Source organism: Hymenobacter rubidus (assembly GCF_016734815.1).
Classification (GTDB): Bacteria; Bacteroidota; Bacteroidia; order Cytophagales; family Hymenobacteraceae; genus Hymenobacter; species Hymenobacter rubidus.
Genome location: NZ_JAERQF010000026.1, coordinates 51332 through 73706, shown reverse-complemented (window position 1 = coordinate 73706; position 22375 = coordinate 51332). Strand labels below are relative to the sequence as shown.

The 22375-nt window shown below is 59.2% G+C and carries 19 protein-coding genes and 1 other RNA gene; 9 read left to right on the top strand and 11 right to left on the bottom strand.

What is annotated here, in order from left to right; genetic code table 11:
• The first annotated feature begins 156 nt into the window (after positions 1 to 156).
• Positions 157 to 375, top strand: a complete 219-nt coding sequence (locus JKL48_RS16525; RefSeq protein ID WP_201984757.1) for a response regulator transcription factor — start codon at positions 157 to 159, stop codon at positions 373 to 375.
• A 263-nt stretch (positions 376 to 638) separates the two neighbouring features.
• A complete protein-coding gene (locus JKL48_RS16520) occupies positions 639 to 2471 on the top strand; it encodes an ATP-binding protein (protein ID WP_201984755.1) in 1833 nt (610 codons plus the stop codon).
• A gap of 284 nt (positions 2472 to 2755) precedes the next feature.
• Here the strand turns inward: JKL48_RS16520 and JKL48_RS16515 are convergent, their stop codons facing one another.
• Together JKL48_RS16515 and JKL48_RS16510 are read right to left on the bottom strand one after the other, a co-directional pair.
• Positions 2756 to 4423, bottom strand: a complete 1668-nt coding sequence (locus tag JKL48_RS16515) for an amidohydrolase (protein WP_201984754.1) — start codon at positions 4421 to 4423, stop codon at positions 2756 to 2758.
• A gap of 162 nt (positions 4424 to 4585) precedes the next feature.
• The gene (locus JKL48_RS16510; RefSeq protein ID WP_201984752.1) at positions 4586 to 5356 is read right to left on the bottom strand and encodes an AMP nucleosidase; all 771 of its coding nucleotides are present in this window, start codon (positions 5354 to 5356) and stop codon (positions 4586 to 4588) included.
• A 121-nt stretch (positions 5357 to 5477) separates the two neighbouring features.
• On the opposite strand from JKL48_RS16510, the gene JKL48_RS16505 reads away from it, so the two are divergent.
• Positions 5478 to 5936, top strand: coding sequence for a type I restriction enzyme HsdR N-terminal domain-containing protein (locus JKL48_RS16505; RefSeq protein WP_201984783.1), 459 nt, complete (start codon positions 5478 to 5480; stop codon positions 5934 to 5936).
• Positions 5937 to 6031: 95 nt separating this feature from the next.
• Here JKL48_RS16505 and JKL48_RS16500 read toward each other — a convergent pair whose 3' ends face one another.
• The 5 genes from JKL48_RS16500 to JKL48_RS16480 all read right to left on the bottom strand — a co-directional run bounded on the left by JKL48_RS16500 (position 6032) and on the right by JKL48_RS16480 (position 11442).
• Complete coding sequence (locus JKL48_RS16500) at positions 6032 to 6310, bottom strand: hypothetical protein (RefSeq protein ID WP_201984749.1); 279 nt, start codon at positions 6308 to 6310, stop codon at positions 6032 to 6034.
• Positions 6311 to 6440: 130 nt separating this feature from the next.
• On the bottom strand, positions 6441 to 8354 hold the full coding sequence (locus JKL48_RS16495) for an LTA synthase family protein (protein WP_201984747.1): 1914 nt from the start codon (positions 8352 to 8354) through the stop codon (positions 6441 to 6443).
• Positions 8355 to 8627: 273 nt separating this feature from the next.
• Positions 8628 to 9755: an alanine dehydrogenase gene (gene ald / locus JKL48_RS16490; RefSeq protein WP_201984744.1), complete on the bottom strand. Its 1128-nt coding sequence runs from the start codon at positions 9753 to 9755 to the stop codon at positions 8628 to 8630.
• 96 nt (positions 9756 to 9851) lie between these two features.
• The gene (locus tag JKL48_RS16485; protein WP_201984741.1) at positions 9852 to 10379 is read right to left on the bottom strand and encodes a VOC family protein; all 528 of its coding nucleotides are present in this window, start codon (positions 10377 to 10379) and stop codon (positions 9852 to 9854) included.
• Between the two features lie 292 nt (positions 10380 to 10671).
• Complete coding sequence (locus JKL48_RS16480; RefSeq protein WP_201984731.1) at positions 10672 to 11442, bottom strand: DUF1573 domain-containing protein; 771 nt, start codon at positions 11440 to 11442, stop codon at positions 10672 to 10674.
• A gap of 247 nt (positions 11443 to 11689) precedes the next feature.
• Here JKL48_RS16480 and JKL48_RS16475 point away from each other — a divergent pair, with 247 nt between their 5' ends.
• A complete protein-coding gene (locus JKL48_RS16475; protein ID WP_201984729.1) occupies positions 11690 to 14110 on the top strand; it encodes an alpha-ketoacid dehydrogenase subunit alpha/beta in 2421 nt (806 codons plus the stop codon).
• A 211-nt stretch (positions 14111 to 14321) separates the two neighbouring features.
• Here the strand turns inward: JKL48_RS16475 and JKL48_RS16470 are convergent, their stop codons facing one another.
• The gene (locus JKL48_RS16470; RefSeq protein ID WP_201984727.1) at positions 14322 to 14750 is read right to left on the bottom strand and encodes a hypothetical protein; all 429 of its coding nucleotides are present in this window, start codon (positions 14748 to 14750) and stop codon (positions 14322 to 14324) included.
• Between the two features lie 248 nt (positions 14751 to 14998).
• On the opposite strand from JKL48_RS16470, the gene JKL48_RS16465 reads away from it, so the two are divergent.
• From JKL48_RS16465 to JKL48_RS16455, 3 genes are all read left to right on the top strand, one after another.
• Complete coding sequence (locus JKL48_RS16465) at positions 14999 to 15997, top strand: acyl-CoA synthetase family protein (RefSeq protein WP_201984725.1); 999 nt, start codon at positions 14999 to 15001, stop codon at positions 15995 to 15997.
• Positions 15979 to 17088 carry a CPBP family intramembrane glutamic endopeptidase gene (locus JKL48_RS16460; protein WP_201984723.1) on the top strand — a complete coding sequence of 370 codons (1110 nt, stop codon included), beginning with the start codon at positions 15979 to 15981 and terminating at the stop codon, positions 17086 to 17088. Before JKL48_RS16465 ends, JKL48_RS16460 begins: the two co-directional genes overlap by 19 nt.
• A 135-nt stretch (positions 17089 to 17223) precedes the next feature.
• Positions 17224 to 17685, top strand: coding sequence for a YybH family protein (locus JKL48_RS16455; RefSeq protein WP_201984721.1), 462 nt, complete (start codon positions 17224 to 17226; stop codon positions 17683 to 17685).
• A gap of 264 nt (positions 17686 to 17949) precedes the next feature.
• Here the strand turns inward: JKL48_RS16455 and JKL48_RS16450 are convergent, their stop codons facing one another.
• The gene (locus tag JKL48_RS16450; RefSeq protein WP_201984718.1) at positions 17950 to 19116 is read right to left on the bottom strand and encodes a sigma-54-dependent transcriptional regulator; all 1167 of its coding nucleotides are present in this window, start codon (positions 19114 to 19116) and stop codon (positions 17950 to 17952) included.
• A 159-nt stretch (positions 19117 to 19275) separates the two neighbouring features.
• Between JKL48_RS16450 and JKL48_RS16445 the strand changes: the two genes are divergently transcribed.
• Together JKL48_RS16445 and JKL48_RS16440 are read left to right on the top strand one after the other, a co-directional pair.
• Positions 19276 to 20556 (top strand): PQQ-dependent sugar dehydrogenase, encoded by a 1281-nt coding sequence (locus tag JKL48_RS16445; RefSeq protein ID WP_201984715.1) that lies wholly within the window; start codon positions 19276 to 19278, stop codon positions 20554 to 20556.
• Positions 20557 to 20564: 8 nt separating this feature from the next.
• On the top strand, positions 20565 to 21011 hold the full coding sequence (locus JKL48_RS16440; protein WP_317191958.1) for a c-type cytochrome: 447 nt from the start codon (positions 20565 to 20567) through the stop codon (positions 21009 to 21011).
• Positions 21012 to 21077: 66 nt separating this feature from the next.
• On the opposite strand, the gene rnpB is transcribed toward JKL48_RS16440, so the two are convergent.
• Both rnpB and tnpA read right to left on the bottom strand, forming a co-directional pair.
• An RNA gene (gene rnpB / locus JKL48_RS16435) (RNase P RNA component class A) lies at positions 21078 to 21557 on the bottom strand.
• Between the two features lie 106 nt (positions 21558 to 21663).
• Positions 21664 to 22134 carry an IS200/IS605 family transposase gene (gene tnpA, locus JKL48_RS16430; protein ID WP_201984712.1) on the bottom strand — a complete coding sequence of 157 codons (471 nt, stop codon included), beginning with the start codon at positions 22132 to 22134 and terminating at the stop codon, positions 21664 to 21666.
• Positions 22135 to 22375 lie beyond the last annotated feature (241 nt).

Sequence of the window (22375 nt, the reverse complement as noted above, 5' to 3'; positions counted from 1 at the left end):
GTCATACCGCGGTATTGATTCGCATCCGAACTTTGCAGAATGCAATACCTTCAGTCATTACCCCCATTCAAGCGCGTGTTTCCTTTCCGGACGCTGCTCATGCGGGACGGGCCGGCTCATGCAGCACATTTTTTGAAGGCAACGCCCTTCCATACCATGCGGCTCACCGATATTCTGCCGCATGAGCCGCTCACGGCACGGGAGCAGCAAATTGTGCAGCGCATTGCCGCGGGCCAGAGCTACAAGGCCATCGCCGAACAGCTCGCCATTGCCCCCGATACCGTTCGCAGCCACGTTCGGGCGGTGTACCAAAAGCTGCAAATTAATTCCAAAAGCGCATTGATTGCGTACGCGCTGAAGCAGCCGCACGAGTAAGCGGCAAGCAGTTGCCCCACTCCTGGTCAGGCAGACCTATTACTGATATAATTAGCTGAATAATAGACATTTTATGCTTTTTGCGCTGGCGGTTTTCTGTTCCTCCATCACGGTGGGCCACCAGCGTAAGTCGAGCAGCAAGCGAGATTGAGCGGTAATATTCAGTTGTTGGGATACAACTTGTCGTTTAAGGCTACTGTGGAGGTGTGACCGCGGCGCATTGTGGGTAACTTGCTGCCCCTCCCACCCCCTTCCCGCCGCTCATGGTGCTACTGCTACCCCGCTGGTTCCTTCTTTGGTTTGGCCTGCTGCTGGCCCTGGCGCGGCCAGCAGTGGCACAGTCCACCACCAAAGCGCCGCGTCCCTTTCCCTTCGACTCGCTCCGGGCCACCGTGCAGCAGCCCGGCCTGCCCGATACCGTGCGGGTATACCGGGCGCTGGAGGCTTACCAAGCGCTCATCTACGCGCGGCCTGATTCGGCGCCGCGCTACGTAGCACAGGCGCTGGCACTGGCCAAACGCATTGGTTTTCTGCGCGGCCAGGCCAATGCCTATGGCGCCCTGGCCGGCCTCGACTACCAGGCCCACCGCTACGCCAACGCCCAGCGCTACTACCAGCTGGAAATGCAAACGGCCCGCCGCGCCCGCCTTCCGCTGATGGAGGCCACCACCTATGCCTCCATGGCCGATATGGCCCTGAATACGGGCAACGTGGCCCTCGGCCTGCGCTACTATGGCCAGGCCCGAACCATCTTTGCCCAGGCCCGCCCCCGCAGCTACAACTACGAGGTGTGGACGCTGTGCAACATGGCCGAGTACTACCTCAAGCACCGGCAAATGACGCCGGCCGTGCCCCTGGTGCGGCAAGCCGCAGCCCTCCTCTCCCACTGCACCTGGCCCGAGCTGCCCGTGGCCACGGCCATCAACCTGGGCCAGGTGCAGGCCCACCAGCACCAGCCCGATTCGGCGGTGAGCCAGTGGAAACGAGCGGCGCGGCTGGCCCTCGCCGCTCACCTCGACCAGCTGGCGGCGCAGGCGCACGGCCTGCTGGGCCGGCTCTACCTGAGCCAGCACCGCCCGGCCCCCGCCCTCGCCGAAGCCCGGCTAGCTCTGGCCCTGGCCCGGCGCAGTCATTCCACCGCCGACGAGGCCACCAACGTGGCGCTGCTGGCCCAGGCCATGCACGCCCAGCGCCAGCCGGCCGCCTTCGACACCCTGCAGCGCTTGCTGGTGCTGCGCGACACGCTGCATGCCCAAGAAAATGCGGCCGCGCTCAGCCAGGCCCAGGCCCGCTTTCACGACAACGAGCAGCAGGCCCGCATTCGCAACCTGGAACAGGACAAACGCCTGAATGAGCAGGCCATTGAGCTCGCCCGCCTGCGCTATCGACAGCAGGTGGGCGGCCTGAGCGCGCTGGTACTGCTGGCCCTGGCCTTGGGCGGAGGGTTGTTCTGGCAGTACCGGCGCCGGGCCGCCAAGCGGCAGGCCGCCCGCGAGATGACCCTGCGCAGCCGCCTGGCCGCCGACCTGCACAACGACGTGGGCAGCTTGCTCAGCCAAATCAGCCAGCAAAGCGACCTGCTGCGCGAAGCCAAAGCCGAGCCCGCTCAAACCCTGGCCCGCCTCACCCGCCTCAGCGAAACCAGCCGCCGGGCGGCCCGCCAGATGGCCGATGTAGTATGGAGCCTGCGTACCACTTCGGCCGAGCTGCCCGAAGTAGTGGAGCACATGCGCGAACACGCCCACGAAGTGCTGCCCCCCGCCGGTTTGTCCATCGATTTTGGGGTGAGTGACGAGGCCGCGGCCCTGCGCCCGTCCGTCGCGGTGTGCCAAACGCTCTACCTCAACTACAAAGAGGCCCTGCACAACGTGGTGAAACACGCCAGGGGGGCCACCCAGGTCACGGTTCGCCTTACGCTGCAGGCCGGGCAGCTCTGCCTTTCGGTGCACGACAATGCCCCTACGAAGGCATCAGCCACCAGCCGTGGCGGCCTGGGCCTGGCCAACATGCGCCAGCGTTCCGAAGCCCTGGGCGGCACCCTGCGACTGGAAACCGAAACGCCGGGCTTCGGGGTGGTTTCTTGCCTGCCGGGTTAGGTTAGAGTTGATAAAACCGGTCATGCTGAGCGCAGACCGTCATAAGTAGAGTAGACTGTCCTGCTGAGCTTGTCGAAGCAGCTCTCCCGCGCCGTTTGTCATCCTGAGCAGCGCGAAGGACCTTATCACCATTGACCAGATAGTTGGAAGGTGATGAGATGCTTCCTTCGTCAGCATGACAAACGGCGCGGGAGAGCTGCTTCGACAAGCTCAGCAGGACGCGCTAAGAGTGATTTTTAGCTAATTCGAGCAATTCGTTAGCAAGCCCGGTAATTCCCACCCCGCTACTTTTTGTCAAACACCAGCTGGCCGCCAATCCAGGTTTGCAGCACGTGGGAGTTGCGCAGCTTTTCCTTGGGTGCCGTCAGCAAATCGGTATCCAGCACCACAAAATCGGCCAGCATGCCGGGCTTAATCTGGCCTTTGCGCTTTTCCTCAAAGGCGGCGTGGGCGGCCCAGGTAGTCATGCCGCGCAGGGCGTCGGGCCGCGAAATGGCGTTTTCCATCTGGAAGCCGGCGGCGGGAAAATTCTTCGCATCCTGCCGGGCCACGGCCGAGTGGAAGCCGAAGAGCGGGTTAATATTCTCCACCGGAAAATCGGAACCCAGCGCCAACTGGCCATATTGATTCAGCAGCTCTTTGTAGGCGTAAGCCGTTTTCAACCGCTCGGCGCCCAGCCGCTCGCCGGCCCAGTACATGTCCGAAGTGGCGTGGGTGGGCTGCACCGAGGGCACAATGCCGAATTGCCCGAACTTAGGCATGTCGGCAGGGGTGATGACCTGGGCGTGCTCGATGCGCCAGCGACGGTCCTTCTGGCCCTTCAACGCCTCGCCGTAGATGTTGAGGATGATGCGGTTGGCCGAGTCACCGATGGCGTGGGTGTTCATCTGGAACTTCGAGGCGGCCAGCTGCCGGGCCAGCGCCCGGTATTCCGGCACGGTCTGAATCAGGAAACCGGTTTCCCTGGATTTATCCGTGTAGGGGTGGAGCAGGCAGGCGCCGCGCGAGCCCAGCGCCCCGTCGGCCATCACCTTAAAGGAATTGACGGTGAGCCGGTCGGTCTGCACGGGGCCTTTCTTTAAGTAATACGCCACGTTCTCGGGCGAAGCCCGAACCATGGCGTTAAAGCGCAGGTGCAGCTGGTTCAGCCGCTGCAACGAATCCAGGATGTCGATATCCATCTTCTCAAGGCCCGCCTCGGCCAGGCTGGTGAGGCCCACGGCCAGGCAATTCTGCTGGGCCTGCATCAACAGGGGCGTGTCTTCGGCGGCGGTAGTGACGGGGTATACGCTACCCAGCAAGCCCTGGGCTTTATCCACCAGCAGGCCCGTGAGGCGGCCCTGCGCGTCGCGCCCAATCACGCCGCCGCTGATGGAAGTGCGGGCCGTGATGCCCGCTTGGTCCAGCAGTTTCTGATTGGCTAGGCCCGCGTGCCCGTCGACGCGGGTGATATAGACCGGCACGTCCGGAAACAGCCGGTCCAGGGTGTCTTTGGTGGGAAACTGCTTGTTGGGCCAGTCGTTCTGGTCCCAGCCCCAGCCGGTCAGCCAGCGTGCTTTGGGGTATTTCCGGCGGGTTTCCTGCAGCCGCTCAATGACCTGCGCCCAGGATTTGGTGCCCACCAAATCGGCGCCGGCCAGGCCCACGGCGTAGCGGTAAAAGTGGCAGTGCGCGTCATAGAATCCGGGATAAATAAACTTGCCGCCCCCGTCTACTTCCTGCTTTGCTTGGTACTTGCCTTTCAGTTCCGCCGCCGGACCCACGGCCACAAATTTGCCATCCTTCACCGCAAACGCTTCGACCTTGGAAAAGGTCGAATCGACGGTATAAACCGTGGCGTTGGTCACGAGTAAATCCACGGCCTCGCGCTTGGCGGCGCAACCGCTGAGCAACGTCAGGGCCAACAGCGGCGCGGCAAGCTTAGGAAATGTCGTGGCGGAAAAGAGGGCCATGCGGAGAGGTTTGGTGGGAAGTCTCGGTGATAACTGTGAAAAAGCACGTCATGCTGAGCGCAGCCGAAGCATCTTTACTGTGTAAGTAATGATTTACTATTGCAGTAGAGATGCTTCGGCTGCGCTCAGCATGACGTTCCGGTAGTTCGATTAAACCCCGCCTTATTCGAAGCGCATGTGCTTCACCGACTCGCCTGAGAACTGCAGCTCCTGCAGCGACTCAATGCCGATTTGCAGGTGCTGCTTCACGAAGTTGGTGGTCACTTTCGAGTCTGATTCCGAGGTTTTCACGCCTTCGGGCGTCATCGGGTTGTCGCTTACCAGCAGCAGGGCGCCGTGGGGAATGTCGTTCATGAAGCCGCACACGAAAATGGTGGCCGTTTCCATGTCCACGGCCAGGGCGCGCACGCGGCGCAGGTAGTCCTTAAAATCCTGGTCGTGCTCCCACACGCGGCGGTTGGTGGTGTACACGGTGCCGGTGTAATAGTCCAGCTCGTGCTTCTTAATCATCGACGAAACAGCGCGTTGCAGGCGGAATGAAGGCAGGGCCGGGATTTCCTTAGGCAGGTAGTCGTCCGAAGTACCGTCGCCGCGGATGGCCGCGATGGGCAGCACCAAATCGCCGAGCTTGGTCTTTTTCAGACCGCCGCACTTGCCCAGAAACAGCGCCGCCTTGGGCTTGATGGCCGAGAGCAAATCCATCACCGTGGCCGCCATGGGCGAGCCCATGCCGAAGTTGACAATGGTGATGCCGTTGGCGGTGGCCGTCTGCATGGGCTTGTCGAGGCCGCGTACCTCCACTCCGAACTGCTCGGCAAACATGTACACGTAATTACTGAAATTGGTGAGCAGAATGTACTGCCCAAATTCGTTCAGGGGCACACCCGTGTAGCGTGGCAGCCAGTTGTTTACGATTTCTTCTTTGGTCTTCATAAAAGAGTATTTGAGTGGCTGAATGGCTAAGTGAGGGAGTGAGAAAAGGGTATGCGTTTCGGAGTCACTTAGCCACTCAGTTGCTCAGTCACTCGATACCAGACCCCTACCTTTGGAGGTGATGCAAGCCCTGGACCTGCCGCCTTTCGAGGCCAAACTTACGCAATCGGCCACAAATCAGCCACTCATCTGGGACGGGCTGCGGCGCAAGCACGTCGTGCTCACGCCCGAGGAGTGGGTGCGGCAGCACGTGGTGCATTATTTAATCAACCACCTCGGCTACCCGCGCGGCCTGCTGGCCCTGGAGCGCGGCCTACGCTACAACCAGCGCCAGAAGCGCACCGACCTGCTGGCCCTCAATCCCGAAGGCCAGCCCCTGCTGCTGGTGGAGTGCAAGGCGCCCTCGGTGCCCATCACACAGGAAGTAGCCCGGCAGGCCACTACCTATAATCAGTCCATCGGCGCCCCGCTGCTGCTGCTCACCAACGGCTTAGTACACTATTGCTGGCGGGTCGATTTTGAGAAGCGCACCAATGAGCGGCTGGCGGAAATCCCTTCATTCAGCCAGGCAACAGGATAATGGGGAGCCCCCTGAATACGGGCTTGATGTCAGCAAAAAGCCCGGCCGCAAGTAGTTGCGGCCGGGCTTTGAAACCGGAACAAACGGATGAAATACTACCGCTTGATTTTCGTCTTATTGCGCTTGTCTTTTATCCGGGCATCAGCGGGCACTACCCGAACCGGCTTCTCAATAACCGTGGTGTTTGGGTCAGTGGTGGTAGTGGTCGACTCCGTGGTAGTGGTGGTGGAAGGTGCAGGCGTGGCGGTTGGATAGGTGGCCGGAGCGGGCGTCACAGTCGTCTGCCGGGTAGTGGTGGTGCTGGTGCTCGACTGAGCATTGGCCGAGTAGCCACCCATGGCCAAAAGAGCTAGAAGAATAAGTTGCTTTTTCACGGGAAAGGAATTAAAGTGGACAATACACCGCCCGGAAGAGCGGCTGATGCACTGCCTTTAACGTTGGCTTCGCAGATTGGTTAGCGCCACCGTTTCCTGCTTACTGTTCGCTATTCCCGCGACTTACAGTTTATTTATACAGCCGGTTATCCAGCAGGCCATTTACATAGAATTGCACGCAGGCGCGCAGCTCATTGCCGTATTGCTGCACCAGCGCAGGGTCGGGGTTGGCCACCGGCTCGTTCGGCATAAAGTGCGTTTGGTACGGGTAGAGCCGCACTTCGTTCTTGTTCGTGAGCTCGGTCACGAAATCGGAATGTACCAGGAAATACGAGTCGCCGTCGCGGAACAGTGCCCGGCCGGGGCTGGCCGCATCAAACACCGAGGAGCCGAAGGGTAATAGCAGCTTTTGCTCCTGCGGCAGCCCCAGCACGTCGAGCACCGAGGCGGGCACATCGGCCTGCTGGGTGATGCGGTGCACGTTGGCGCTGGGCAATGGCTGGCCGGGGCGCAGCAGCAGCAGTGGCGTTTTGTGGTAGCCGAGGGGGTTTTGGTAGCTGGGCTGGTCCGATTGCGAGGTATGGTCGGCGGTGAGGATGAAGAGCGTGTGCGCGTACCAGGGCTCGCGGCGGGCGGCAGCAAAGAAGCGCCGCAACGCCAGGTCGGCGTAGGCAATGGTGGGGTGAATGGGCTCGGTGCCCTTTGGAAAACGGCCCTTGTAGGGAGCGGGCACCGTGAACGGGTCGTGCGAGCTGAGCGTGAAGAGCGAGGCCAGAAACGGCTGCCGGGTGGCCGTGAGTTGCCGGTTGAAGTATTGCAGGTAGGGCTCGTCAAAAATGCCCCAGTGGCCGTCGTAGTCGGGGCTGCCCACGCCGCCAGGATACTCGTTGACGCCGTAGTAATGCTGCATGCCGGCAATGCCCGCGAACATATCGAAGCCCATGGTGCCGTTGGCGCCGGCGTGGTACATGGCCGTGTTGTAGCCGTGGCGGCCCAGGATTTCACCCAACCCGTGCACTTCCGCCGTCTGAAAGCTGGAGGTAATGAAGGGCTCATCCATGAGCGAAGGCAGGCCCGAAAGCACGGCGGGCAGCGCCTCAATGGACCGACGGCCGTTAGCGTAGTTATCGCGCATGAGCAGGGCGCCGGGTGCCGTGGCCAGCGAATCAAAAAACGGCGTGTAGCCGCCCTTGCCGCCATTCTCAACGCCGGTGTATTCCGACGCAAAGCTTTCCAGCAGCAGCACCACCACGTTGTCAGGGGTACGGGTGGGGGGCAGGTTTCGCGCGGGCAAAGGGGCCGCGCCCAGGGCCGGCCGCAGCGCCGCTACCGAGGGGAAATAGCTCACCCGCTCCACCGGCACTTCGTCGAAGGATTTCAGGACCGTGAACGTGCTGTTCAGGGCCAGGTGGCCGAGTACGGCGGGCTGCTGCTCGAAGGCCGTGCCGGTCCGCAGCGGCTTCAGCTGCCAGCCGCCACGCAGGCCCAGCACCACCAAACCCACCACCAGCATAAATTCGACGGTGCGCTGCACCCAGTGCCAGCGGCCGGCGGGCGCCGCTACTTCGGCCGGCGTGGGCATGGGGCACAGCCACCACAGCAGGTACACCAAGCCCAGCAGCGGAATGGCCAGGTACCAGTAGTGCAGCCCAATCTGGCCGGCCTGCTGCGCCAGGTCGTCGCCAATGGTGTGCCACTCGTTGCTCAGCCGCCGACCAATGAACTTGAAGTACTGCCAATCAATAACATTGAGCAGAAATCCCGGCAGATTCAGGAGCACAAACAGCGCCCGCAGCCACTGCTGCCCGCGCCGCGCGCGCACCGGCACCAGCAGCGAAGCCAGCACCAGCGGCAGGTTCAGCCACAGCAGCGCTGCTATATCGAAGCGCAGCCCGTGGAAAAACGCCATGGCCAGCGCGCCCAACCCAATGCCGCTAAAAGTGGTGAGGTTGAACAAGTAAAAGCCTAGCCGCAGCAGCGAGTACACGCCCAGTAGCAGGGCAAAGCGGCGCAGCAGTAGGCGGATGGCAGGTGATGGAATCATTAAATCAATGAGGAATGAAGGATGAAGAATGAAGAATTATGGACACATAGCAAGATGGAAAGAGCAGCTGTTTAGAAAGTCAGAAGTATTGTCATCCTGAGCGCAGCGAAGGACCTTCTCACGTTTGAGAGAGGGCATTCATCGGTGCGAATGTTCATCGCTGCGCACAAGATGACAAACACGCATAAAAACTAAAAAGCCCTCCCGCCATGATGACGAGAAGGCTTTCTAATTACTCATTCTTCATTCCTAATTCTTCATTAAGCGAAGCGTCTACACCGCCACGCCTTCCAGCACCGATTCAACGCTGGTCAGGGGCAGGCCCCAGGCGTCGGCGACACCTTTGTAGACGACCTCGCCGTGCACCACGTTCAGGCCGAGGCGCAGGGCCTCGTCGCGGCGGCAAGCCTCTTGCCAGCCTTGGTTAGCCAGTTTCACGGCGTAGGGCAGGGTGGCATTGGTCAGGGCCAGGGTGCTGGTGTAGGGCACCGCGCCGGGCATGTTGGCCACACAGTAGTGCACCACGTCGTCGATGATGAAGGTGGGGTTTTCGTGGGTAGTGGGGTGGCAGGTTTCGATGCAGCCGCCCTGGTCCACGGCCACGTCGACCACCACGGTGCCGGGGCGCATGGTTTTCAGCATGTCGCGGGTGATGAGGTGCGGCGCCTTAGCACCGGGAATGAGCACCGCGCCCACAATCAGGTCGGCAGTTTTGATGGCTTCGCGAATGTTGTACTCGTTCGAGTACTGCGTTACCACATTCTTGGGCATGAAGTCGTCCAGCTCACGCAGACGGTTCAGGTTGATGTCCATCACCGTCACCTGAGCGCCCAAGCCGGCGGCCACCTTAGCGGCCTGCGTACCCACGATGCCAGCACCGAGTACCAGCACGTGCGCGGGTTTCACGCCGGGCACGCCGCCTAGCAGAATACCGCGGCCTTTCAGGGGTTTCTCCAGGTACTTGGCGCCCTCCTGCGGGGCCATGCGGCCGGCTACTTCGCTCATCGGAATGAGCAGCGGCAGGGCGCGGTTGCTCAGCTCCACCGTTTCGTAGGCCAGGCAAATGGCCTTGCGCTCAATCATGGCGTGGGTCAGCTCCTCGCCGCTGGCAAAGTGGAAGTACGTGAACAGCAGTTGGTTCTCCTTGATAAGCGGATACTCCTCGGCAATCGGCTCCTTCACTTTCACAATCATTTCGGCCTGCCCGTACACCTCGGCGATGGTGGCGAGCAGCGTGGCGCCAGCCGTCTGGTACTCCTCGTCGGAGAAGCCGCTGCCTTCGCCGGCCGAGCGCTGCACAATCAGGGTGTGGCCGTGCTTGCGCAGCTCCGCAACGCCAGCGGGCGTGAGGCCCACGCGGTTTTCGTTGTTTTTAATCTCCTTAGGAACGCCGATAATCATGAGCGAAGGGGTGGAAGTGAGGGTTAAACCAAGGGGTGAAATTTCGTGGTGCAAAGATAGGCGGCGCTTCCCCTTGGGCATTGCAGGATTTCGGCCTTATTGCGGCGCTTCGGCCAGCAGGGCCGCCAGGTCGAGGGCGCGGGTGTACATCTGCACGCCGCCGTCGGCCGTCAGCGGCCACTGCGCACGAGGCCGGTCCCAGTACAGCTCCACCCCGTTGCCGTCGGGGTCGTCGAGGTAAATGGCTTCCGATACGCCGTGGTCGGCCGAGCCGGTGATGGGGTAGTTATTGGTCACCAATTGCCGCAGCGCCCCGGCCAGTTCGGCCCGCGTGGCGTAGAGAATGGCGGTGTGGTACAGCCCCGCGCCCTGTTTCCGGGCCGGTGGCCCACCCAGGCTGTTCCAAGTATTCAGCCCAATGTGATGGTGGTAGCCGCCCGCCGAAACAAAGGCCACCTGGTTCCCAAACCGCTGCACCACCTGAAATCCCAAAATGTCGCGGTAAAAGCCCAAGGCCTTATCAATGTCAGTGACTTGCAAATGAATGTGGCCGATGCGTGTCTGCGCCGGCACAACGTACGCCGGGCCGGTTTCGGCAGTGGACGGAATTGCTGAAGTATTCATGAAAAATAAAATTTGATTGAATACCAATGTACCAACATCAATCCAAAAAAGAAGCCCCGCCAAAACGGCAGGGCTCTTCAGGAAAAATTGAAACTGTTTAGAAAGTCTGATTTGCCTACACGTCTGTCATCCTGAGCGCAGCGAAGGACCTTATCACGGCAGAATAGGCGTTGTTCTGACCTGATAAGGTCCTTCGCTGCGCTCAGGATGACAACGATTTTGACTTTCTAAACAGCTTCTATGATTCGTATGAATCTGCGGAATCCGTCAAATCCGTTAAAATCTGCGGTCCTTACTTAAACGGTACGGCCGTGCCGCTTTCCTTCACCATGCTGTTGCCGCTGAGGTCGCGCACGATGGTGGCCTTGAGCGTCACCTTGGCGTCGCCGCTCACGTCGTTGGATGAAATGGTTACCGCGTCGCTCACCTGGCCCAGCTGGCGCTGGCTGTAGAGCAGCTCAATGACTTCGCTCTGGCCGGGCGCAATGGGCGTGGGGGGCGTTTTATAGCCCACGCAGTAGCAGCCGGCGGTGAGGGTGCCCAGCACCAGCTCGGTTTTGCCGGTATTCTTCACCACAAAGCGGGCGGTGGGCTGCTGGCCGGCTTCCATCTTGCCGAAATCGTGCAGGCTTTTATCGAGGACCATGTGGGGCGAAGCGGCCAGCTGGGCCGGCGTGAGCATGGGCTTAATCTGGTCCTTGGTCAGCACTGTGCCTTTGATGCTGAGCACCTTGCTGGCGTCGGTTGCGTTGCTGGTCACGGTCACGGTTTTGTTGAAGACGCCGGGGCGGCCGGCACTGCTGTACATGGCCTTGATGATGCCGGACTTGCCGGGCAGCACGGGCGTTTTGGTCCAGTCTGGGGTAGTACAGCCGCAACTGGCCTGCACGTTGGCAATGACCACGGGCTGGTTGCCGGTGTTTTTGAACTTGAATTCGTAGGTGGCCATCGTGCCCTCGGGCACGTTGCCGAAGTCGTGGTTGTCGGTTTCAAACTGCATCACGCCCTGGGCATGGGCTGCGCCGGCCAGGGCCAGCAAGCAGATAGTAAGAAGTTTTTTCATGATTCTCGGTACTTTGAGCAAATAACCAAAAGCCGGGGCCGCGTGGTTCTTGCATCGCCAAGCAAGAAACCACAGCCCCGCCGCGCTGAAAACCAGCACGCAGCGGCCAGTGGCCTGGCCCCCCAAATATACGCCCAAACCCGCCTACCCCACTCACCCGGCCCCAATTCCGTATTTTTGCGCCCCGGCCCCGGCCGCCTGCTCTCCCCTTCCCAAATTCCCACCCTCCATTTTTAGCACCTTATCTATGTCTGCTGCCGAAACCGCTGTGCCCGCGCTGGCCGCGCCCCTCACCAAGGCCGACTTCCTCACCGATTACCGCCTGGCCTGGGAGAGTCGGCATGCCTCGCTGGCGGGCCGCAAAGAAGTATTTATGGGCAAGGCCAAGTTTGGCATCTTCGGCGATGGCAAGGAAGTGCCGCAGCTGGCCATGGCCCGCGCCTTCCAGAACGGCGACTTCCGCGCCGGCTACTACCGCGACCAGACCTTCATGGTGGCCATTGGCCAACTCACCTGGCAGCAGTATTTCGCCCAGCTCTACGCCAACCCCGACGTGGAGGCCGAGCCCGCCACGGCCGGCCGCGCCATGAACGGCCACTTTGCCACCCGCATGCTGGACGACGACGGCAACCTCACGGCCCTGGCCCACAGCAAGAACTCCTCGGCCGACATCTCCCCCACCGCCGGCCAGATGCCGCGCCTGTTGGGCCTGGCCTACGCCTCCAAGCTCTTCCGCCAAAACCCCGAGCTGCACCAGTTCACCGACCTGTCGACCAACGGCAACGAGGTGGCGTTCGGCACCATTGGCAACGCCAGCACCTCGGAGGGCATGTTTTTTGAGGCCCTGAATGCCGCCGGCGTGCTGCAAGTGCCCATGCTGGTGAGCGTATGGGACGACCACTACGGCATCTCGGTACCCGCTGAATACCAGACCACCAAGCAAAGCATTTCGGAAGCCATGGCCGGCTTGCAGCGCGACGGCGAAGGCCAGTCGGGTCTCGAAATCTTCGCCGTGCGCGGCTGGGACTACCCCGGCCTGGTGGATACCTACCAGCGCGCCGCCGCCCTCTGCCGCGAGCAGCACGTGCCCGTCCTCATCCACGTCACGGAGCTCACGCAGCCGCAGGGCCACAGCACCAGCGGCTCGCACGAGCGCTACAAGAGCAAGGACCGCCTGGGCTGGGAAGAAGCCCACGACTGCCTGCACAAGCTGCGCGAGTGGCTGCTGGCCGAGGGCCACGCCACCGAGCTGGAACTCGACGACATCGAGAAAGAAGCCGCTGCTGTCATCAAAACGGCTCGCACGGCCGCCTGGGCCGCCTTCTTCGACCCCATCAAAGCGGAGCGCGACGAGGCCGTTGCCCTGCTCGACCGCTTGGTGGCAGACACCGGCACCGAAAACACGCTGCACGAAATGGTGGAGCAGCTGAAGGTGAACCCCACCCCCATCCGGGCCGACATTGTGCGGACCATCCGGCGGGTGCTGCGCGCCGTGCGCCACGAGAAGCGCAGCTTCGGTCGCCGCTCGGTGCAGCGCCACCTAGAGCAGCTTCTCGCGGAGAATGCTGACCGCTACAATTCCAACCTGTTCAGCCAGAGTGAACTGGCCGTGGGCAATATTGAAGAAGTGCCTGTCACTTTCGCGCCGGATGCGCCGCAGGTGGACGGCCGCGAGGTGCTGCAAGCCTGCTTCGATGCCAATTTCCAGCGCGACCCGGCCATCTTCGCCATCGGCGAGGACGTGGGCAAGATTGGGGATGTGAACCAGGCGTTTGCGGGCTTGCAGGACAAATTTGGCGAGCTGCGCGTGACCGATACCGGCATTCGCGAAACCACCATCATCGGCCAGGGTATTGGCGCGGCGTTGCGCGGGCTGCGGCCCATCACCGAAATCCAGTACCTGGATTACATGCTCTACGCCATCCAGATTCTGAGCGACGACCTGGCTTGCCTCCAATACCGCACCAAAGGCGGCCAGAAAGCTCCGCTCATTGTGCGGACGCGGGGGCACCGGCTGGAAGGCATTTGGCATTCGGGCTCGCCCATGCAGATGATTCTGGGCAGCATTCGGGGCATTCATGTGTGCGTGCCGCGCAACATGACGCAGGCCGCCGGCTTCTACAACACGCTACTGCGCAGCGACGAGCCCGCTATTGTGGTGGAATGCCTGAACGGCTACCGCCTAAAGGAGCAGATGCCCAGCAACGTAGGCGAATTCACGCTGCCCTTGGGCCGCCCCGAAGTGCTGCGCACCGGCACCGACGTGACGGTGGTCACCTACGGCTCGATGTGCCGCATTGTGCTGGATGCCGCCAAGCAGTTGGCCGAGGCCGGCATCTCGGTCGAAGTCATCGACGTGCAAACGCTGTTGCCTTTCGACACCGACCACCTCATTGTGGACAGCATTCAGAAAACCAACCGCGTGGTATTTGCCGACGAGGACGTGCCCGGCGGTGCCACGGCCTTCATGATGCAACACGTACTGGACGAGCAGCAGGCCTACCGCTTCCTCGACGCGCAGCCGCGCTGCCTGGCCGCCCAGCCCCACCGCCCGGCCTACAGCTCCGACGGCGACTACTTCAGTAAGCCTAATGCGGAGGATGTATTCGACACCATTTACGAGATGATGAGCGAAGCCGCGCCGGAGCAGTTCCCAGAGATTTATTAAAAAAGCATGCAAAGTTATCTTGCTTGTAGCCAGCCGGTCATGCTGAGCGCAGTCGAAGCATCTTTACCGCGTAAGTAATTTATTTACTATTGTGGTAGAGATGCTTCGACTGCGCTCAGCATGACCGGCTTTTAACCGGGAGTTTAAGAAACAAAACGTCCCGCAAAGCGGCGCTCTGCGGGACGTTTTGTGTAGCAATTGATTCCGATTGCTACAGCTTCACTGTTTCGGTCGTTACCACGTTGCTTTCGTGCAGGGCCCGGTCGGCAATGCTCACCTTGAAGTAGTACTCCCGGCCGGGACGCACACTGTAGGCTGTGTCAATCAGCGAAATTCCGATTGCCCGTCGTAAAACCCCTTTAATAGGACCGGGACGCGCATCCGCGTTTGTCAAACGTGGAAACCGACCGTTTTGCGTGATGGTTGAAATAACCGGAACAAAGACACCTTGCCGATTCTTGTAGTACGGCTGAATAAAATAGTTTTCGTAGTAGCGGTTGCGCCCCTTGTTGTACGCAAACGCGCCGGCTGTATCGGTAGGACTCAGGCCCAGGTCGCCGTCGCCATCCTCAAAATTCAGCGCTACTTCAATGGAATCCCGTAGCCCAGACCTGATATCATTCAGGCGTATAACTTTCACGGAATTGGCCTCAATGTGAGGCGTTATTGGATAGTCTGGGGCACTGAGGCAGCTGCTGAAGCTGGCGCCCACCAAACAGAAAAGGGCAGCGCCGCCGAGGGTACGCAACAGGTTCATAAATAGAGGGAGTGAAGATTCAGGAGCACAACGGCCGATGCTGCCACAAAGTACATTTTTTTCAACGAATAGCAGCCCGCGTTGGTTCGGTGGGTATCTGCAATTACCGCAACTAACTACACAATCTGGATATGAGTTTCCGGCAGGATTTTTTGCGCGGGTTGCCTTCGGTCACCAGCGCCACGTTTGAGGCGGCCGCGCTGGCCTTGTTTCGGCACCAGGCCGCGCACTGCCCGCCCTACGCCGCCTACCTCGCGCAACTGCGCCGCGACCCCGCCACTATAGCCCGGCTGATGGATATTCCATTCCTGCCTATTGAGTTCTTCAAGACGCACGAAATACGCACCGACCCGGCTGCCTGGGAACCCGCAGAAACCTTTTTGAGCAGCGGCACCACCCTGCAGCAGCGCAGCCGCCACCTCGTGCGCGAGCCGGCGCTGTATCGCGAAAACGCCGCCCGCATCTTCGAGCACTACTACGGCCCCCTCACCGGCTGGATATTTCTGGCCCTGCTCCCCTCCTACCTCGAGCAGGGCAATTCCTCGCTGGTGGCCATGGTGGACTATTTCGCCCGGCAATCGGGCCAGACGCAACCGGCCTTTTTCCTGCACGACCACGCCGCCCTACGCGCCGCGCTGGCCGAGGCGAAACAGGTGCCCGGCCGCCGTGTCATGCTCATTGGGGTGAGCTACGCGCTGCTGGATTTTGCGGCGGAAGCTGGCCCCGCGCCGGAGCTGCAAGGCCTCACCGTGCTTGAAACCGGTGGCATGAAAGGCCGTCGCCGCGAGATGATTCGGGAGGAGTTGCACCAGGAGTTGCAACAGGCCTTCGGGCCGGCCGGCATTCATTCCGAGTACGGCATGACGGAGCTACTTAGCCAGGCCTACTCGCTGGGCGACGGCCGTTTCCACTGCCCTGCGCCGCTGCGGGTGCTGCTACGCGACCCCTCGGACCCGTTTTCGATTGGCGATAGAGCCGATGGCGCCATCAATGTGATTGACTTGGCCAATATTGATTCCTGCGCTTTTATTGAAACGAAGGATTTGGCGCGCATGCACGAGGATGGCTCATTTGAGGTCCTGGGCCGGATGGATAACTCAGATGTGCGGGGATGCAATCAATTGGTGTAGTTGCGGACAAGCGCTTTGCAACTTATCTTGTTTCGCAAACACTGCCGACGGTGGCATGCTTCCCGAAGGGACGTTGCGTACATAGCGCAGCTTGCCGAAACCTACAGGGCGCCGGTTTCGGCAACCCTAATGTTAGCGTTAGCGGCAAACCAAAACCAATGCTTATGATAAACGAAGGCAATCAATTCTTCTCTAAAAAAGTGTGGATATTTCTTGCTTTGACATTTCTCATGACTGGGATTTTTGACGTCACTTCTGTCCTCTTGAAAGTCTCGGGTAATGCTGAAAGGCTATTTACTACAGCAGCGATGTGGTGTCCAGCCATTGCTGCATTGTTGACAAAACACATATGTAAGGAACCTATTAATAGCCTATTATGGAGATGGCCAAAGCCCAAATACCTAATAAGCGCCTTTTTTATTCCCATTCTTTACTCGCTGATTACCTACGTCATCATTTGGACAGTTGGTTTCGGAAAGTTTTATAATGCTGACTTCGTAAAAGGAGTTGCTACCTCTTTCGGTATTTCTTCACTTTCTTCAAATTGGGTTATTCCTCTATTTGTGCTCATGACAGGAACGTTTGGTTTATTCCGAACCGCTGCAAATGCGCTTGGTGAAGAGATAGGCTGGCGAGGGTTTCTAACACCTGAACTTTACAACAAGTACGGCTTCATCAAAACATCTCTTACGGTTGGCATCATATGGGCAGTGTGGCATTATACTGTTTTGATATTTGGAGATTATAATAACGGTACCCCCTTTTGGTATGGTTTAACCTGTTTTACGGTTATGATTATTTCCTCCAGCTTTATTTTCACGTGGTTTACTATTAAAAGCGGCAGCTTGTTTCCGGGCATGATACTTCACGCCACACACAATCTATATATTCAGCAAATATTTACGCCGCTTACAAAAAACATTGCAACAACCCCATGGTATATAGACGAATTTGGCATTGTACTCCCTTTAATAACCACCGGATTTGCTATTTACTTTGTAGCAAGACGAAAGGCACTAAACACAACAGAGGCTAACAGCATCTATGAAAAAGGTCAGCTGCTAACATCGGCTTTGCAATATGGTGGCTGATGAATAAGCGCTGAGCAATTGCAATTCTATTGACTTATGTAATAAATTTAAACTGTGAAACACGGAATACCCGCACATCACAAAGCCGTGTAACGTTAGCCGAAATTTCAAAAACTTCATTATTGAAAATTTGGTATGCAAAAAATAGCACTCGTTCTTTTTCTTTCATTTTGCGCTGAATTAGCTTCAGCTCAATCTCAAAAACAACATGATATTGTAGCTATTAAAGCGGAAAGAGATGCATCGAATAAATCCATTTCTGAACATGATGTTGCCGGCATAGCCAGGCATTGGCGGGATGATTTTGTTGTTGTAGCTGGGAATGGCTCTATTCGGGTGGGTAAAGACTCTTGTATTGCTGCGTGGTCACGGTCCCTTGCTGCAAGACCCAATGTTATTTATGTTCGGACACCACAAGAAATCATTATCAGTGAAACCGATAGCCTAGCCTGGGAAACAGGAAAATGGACGGCAACAAATTTGCCTATCAAAGGCGGCAATTATTCTGCTATGTGGCGAAAGACCCACAATATATGGAAACTTCAGGCTGAGGTTTATGTTTCCTTGACAAAAGCCGCGGTGAACAGCAGGAAGTAAATGGAGCGGATGTTTTTAGAGCAGTTTTCGGGTTGGTGTACCGTAGCGCGAACTTTGTAGTTCGCGTGCCCGCGCCGTTTCAACGTTTACAATCTGTGCAGGGACGCGAACTACAAAGTTCGCGCTACTTCCATCGACTGTATACTGACCTGAAAACCGCTCTAAATGCCTTGTTTCTTAAAGTTGTTCCACGTAGCAGTAGGAAAGGCAGCGCCCGAATCAATTGATTCGGGCGCTGCCTTTCCTACCAAATGCGGCTGTTTTCTACTTCCCCGCAAACGCCTTCGCGTCGCTTTCCGAAATCGTGTCGTCGCTCATAATCACGAGGCGTTCCACCACGTTGCGCAGCTCGCGAATATTACCGCGCCAGTCCAGGCCTTTCAGGTATTCCAAGGCGGCGGGGTCGATTTTCTTAGGCTTGGTGCCGTAGTCGGCGGCGATGTCGTTGAGGAATTTCCCAATTAATTCCGGGATGTCTTCGCGGCGGTCGTTGAGGGCGGGAACTTGAATCAGAATGACCGAGAGGCGGTGGTAGAGGTCTTCGCGGAAGTTGCGGTCGGCGATTTCCTGGAGCAAGTTTTTGTTGGTGGCGGCGAGGACGCGCACGTTCACCGAAATTTCTTTTTCGCCGCCCACGCGGGTGATTTTGTTTTCCTGCAGGGCGCGCAGCACCTTGGCCTGGGCCGAGAGGCTCATGTCGCCAATTTCGTCGAGGAAGAGCGTACCGCCGTCGGCCTGTTCAAACTTGCCGATGCGCTGCTTCACGGCCGAGGTGAAAGAGCCTTTTTCGTGGCCAAACAGCTCGCTCTCAATCAGCTCCGACGGGATGGCGGCGCAGTTTACTTCTACCAGCGGGCCCTGGGCGCGGGGGCTGAGCTCGTGCAGCTGGCGGGCTACCATTTCCTTGCCGGCGCCGTTTGGGCCGGTGATGAGCACGCGGGCATCGGTGGGAGCAACCTTTTCGATGGCCTTGCGCACGGCGCCCAGCGCCGCCGAGGAGCCCACCATTTCGGAGCCCTTGGAAGTGACGGACAGCTTCTTTTTCAGCGTCTTGCTCTCGGTCACGAGCTTGGTTCGGTCGAGGGCGTTGCGGACGGTGACGAGCAGGCGGTTGAGGTCGGGGGGCTTGGGCAGGAAGTCGTAGGCGCCTTTCTTGGTGGCTTCCACGGCCGTATCGATGCTGCCGTGGGCCGAAACCATGATGAAGGCCGCCTCAGTGCCCATTTTCTGGGCGCGCTCCAGCACTTCGAGGCCGTCCATTTTGGGCATGCGGATGTCGCAGAGCACCACATCGTACTTCTGCTGGATAAGCATGTCGAGGCCGGCGGGGCCGTCTTCGGCCTGGTCAACTTTATAATCTTCAAATTCCAGAATCTCCTTCAGCGTGTTGCGGATGGCTTTTTCGTCGTCGATGATGAGGATGCGGGGCATGGTTGTGAGGGAAGCTTTAGCTGGGCGGCAGGGGGCAGCGCTGGCAGTGATACGGGAATTCGGACGGCAAGCTAAAGCTTCCCTCACAAAAAACGGCTGGCGCGGTTACATCTGCCAGCTACCTTCGCCGTATAGCGTCAATTCCTCAACCACGTTTACATGAAAAGTAACCTGTCCCGCCCATTGCTGTTCACGGCCGCGCTTGCCAGCAGCCTTGGCCTCTATTCCCTCACTTCCAAACCCACCCTCGCCCCCGACCCCAACAACGCCGGCCTGAAGCTGCCGGCCGGGTTCGGCGCGCTGGTAGTGGCCGAAACCGGCGGCCGCGCCCGCCACCTGGCCGTGACGCCCGAAGGCAACATCTTCGTGAAGCTGAACCGGCCCAAAGATGGCAAGGGCATTCTGGAGCTACACCCCACCGCCACCGGCAAAGCCACCGTGGCGGGTGGCTTCGGCAGCTACGGCGGCACGGGCATCTACGCCAAGGGCGGCTACCTCTACGCCTCGTCCGATGAGGACGTGTACCGCTACAAGCTCAGCGCCAAAGGCGAAGTGGAAAACCCTGCCCAGCCCGAAAAAATCGTGACGGGCCTGCTGAACCGCGGCGAGCACGAGAGCAAGTCCATCGTGCTCGACAACGCGGGCAATATCTACGTGAACGTGGGCGCCTATTCGAACTCCTGCCAGGTGAAAGACCGGGAAAAGGGCTCGATGGGCCGGCAGAACTGCCCGATTCTGGATTCGGCGGGCGGTATCTGGCGGTTCCGGGCCGACAAGGCGGGGCAGACCTACGGCAGCGGCATGCGCTACGCCACCGGCCTGCGCAACGTGGTGGGCCTCGACTGGAACCAGCAGAACAACCAGCTCTTCGTGATGCAGCACGGCCGCGACCAGCTGCACGACATCTTCCCGGCCATGTACGACACCAAGCAATCGGCCGAGCTGCCCGCCGAGTGCCTCTATGAAATCAAGCAGGGCGCCAACGCCGGCTGGCCCTTCCTGTATTACAACGGCCTGACGCACCAGAAAATCCTGGCCCCCGAGTACGGCGGCGACGGCAAGAAGCTGGCCGACCCCAAGTACCTGGAGCCCGCCGCCGCCTACCCCGCCCACATGGCCCCCGACGGCCTGCTGTTCTACACCGGCACTATGTTTCCGGAGAAGTACCGCAACGGCGCGTTCATTGCCTTCCACGGCTCCTGGAACCGGGCGCCCGAGCCCCAGAAAGGCTATTACGTGGTGTTTCAGCCTTTCAAAAATGGCAAGGCCAGCGGCCCTTGGGAAGTGTTTGCCGACAACTTTGCCGGCTCGCCGGAGAAGGTGGCCAGCGGCCGCGCCGACCACAAGCCCTGCGGCCTGGCCCAGGGCCCGGATGGCTCGCTCTACGTGAGCGACGACAAGGCCGGCACCATCTACCGCATCATGTACACCAAGAAATAAGCCTGCCCGTGAGAAAGTCCCTCGTTCTGCTGGCGCTGCTGGCCCTGGCCGGCAGCCCCGCCCTGGCCCAGAAAAAGCCGGCCCCAAAAGCACCGGCCCGAAAAGCCGTGGCGGCCTCTTCGGCCGCCGTCCTCAAAGGCAAGTCCATCTACACCCAAAATTGCCTCACCTGCCACCAGGCCGATGGCCTCGGCGTGGACGGCCTGAACCCGCCCCTGGCCAAAACCGACTACGTGCTGGGCGACAAAACCCGCCTCATCGGCGTGCTCCTCAACGGCCTGAAAGGGGTGGACATCAACGGCGAGGAATACCACGGCGTAATGCCCGCCCAGACCTACCTCAACGACCAGCAAATGGCCGACGTGCTGACGTACATCCGCAATGGCTTCGGCAACAAAGCCAGCGCCGTGACGGTGGCCGAAGTGAAGGCCGTGCGCACCGGAGCGAAGAAGTAGAGCGGCAAACCACTAGCGCTACCATAGAAAAAGGCCACTCCTGAGCGGGAGTGGCCTTTTTTGTAGTTGGGTGATGGGTCTGTAAGCCGGGTTTTGTCCGTGGCCGAAGCCACTGCCTCACCATTTATCTAGGCCAGTCCTCGCGGAAAGGCTCCATCAACCTACCCGCTGGCGCCGGACGAGCCGCCCGGTGCGGCAAGCTGCTTGCGCAGCTTGCCGCCTACCAGCTTATTTGGTCTTTCAACCCCTGAGGTTTACCCAGCCGGGACGGTCACCCGCCCGCTGGTGCGCTCTTACCGCACCTTTTCACCCTTACCTTTTTCATTTAACATTTATCAATTAATATTTAACAGTCGTCCTGATAATCAGACATTTTGTTAAATGATGAATGTTAATTGTTAAATGAGAACGGCGGTACTTTTCTGTGGCACTGGCTGTCCTGGTTCGCATTATACTTGCCAGTCCTTCCCGTTAGGAAGCAGGGTGCTCTGCGTTGCCCGGACTTTCCTCGTCGCCCGAAGGCGCCGCGGTGAGGCGACCCATCACTGCGGGCAAAGATAGAAAGAAAAGCCCCGGAGGGGCGGCATATTGGTAGTAGAATGAACTGGATAAGCGAATGAAGCCCCAGCGGGGCGGCACGGCTGTTGCGCCATTAGCCTCCGTCATCAACTGGCATAAATACATAAGCGGGATTGTATTCAATGCCGAAATGCTGCAACAGCAACTCGTATTCCTGGGCAAACGTCCGCTTCGCATGGTGCGCCTGTTGCTGCTCGATGTAGTTGATAACCGCTGGTAATTGGGACGCGCCGTAGGAGAATGCGCCAAATCCTTCTTGCCAGGCAAATTTACCCGGTAACCATTTTTGCTCGTTGATAAACTTGGAGGAACTGGCCTTCACCACCCGAATCAAGTCGGAAAGGGCCTTGTCCGGCCGCAGGCCAATAAGAATGTGCAAATGGTCGGGCATCCCGTTTATGACAAGCAGCTTCTGGCCCTGCTGGGTGATAATGCCAGTCATGTACCGGTACAGGGTCTCGGCGTGCGCCACGGGAATCAGCGATGCCCGGCCTCGCACAGCAAAGACAATGTGCAGGTGAATTTGTGTGTAGGTGTTGGCCATGCGAGGGAATTGGGAGGCAATTCGGCCGCCCTGGTGGCGGGATATTAGTAATATAATGGTGTAGGATAAGTAGTAATTGGGTAGCCCCAGCGGGGCGGCATATTGGTAGAGGCTAAGACAGCTGAACAACTAAAGCCCCAGTGGGGCGACACCAATCGTTATACCGTTCGTGTCGCCCCGCTGGGGCTTAGGGGTTTTCGGTGGCGGTGCTAGCTACCGATATGTCGCCCCGCTGGGGCTA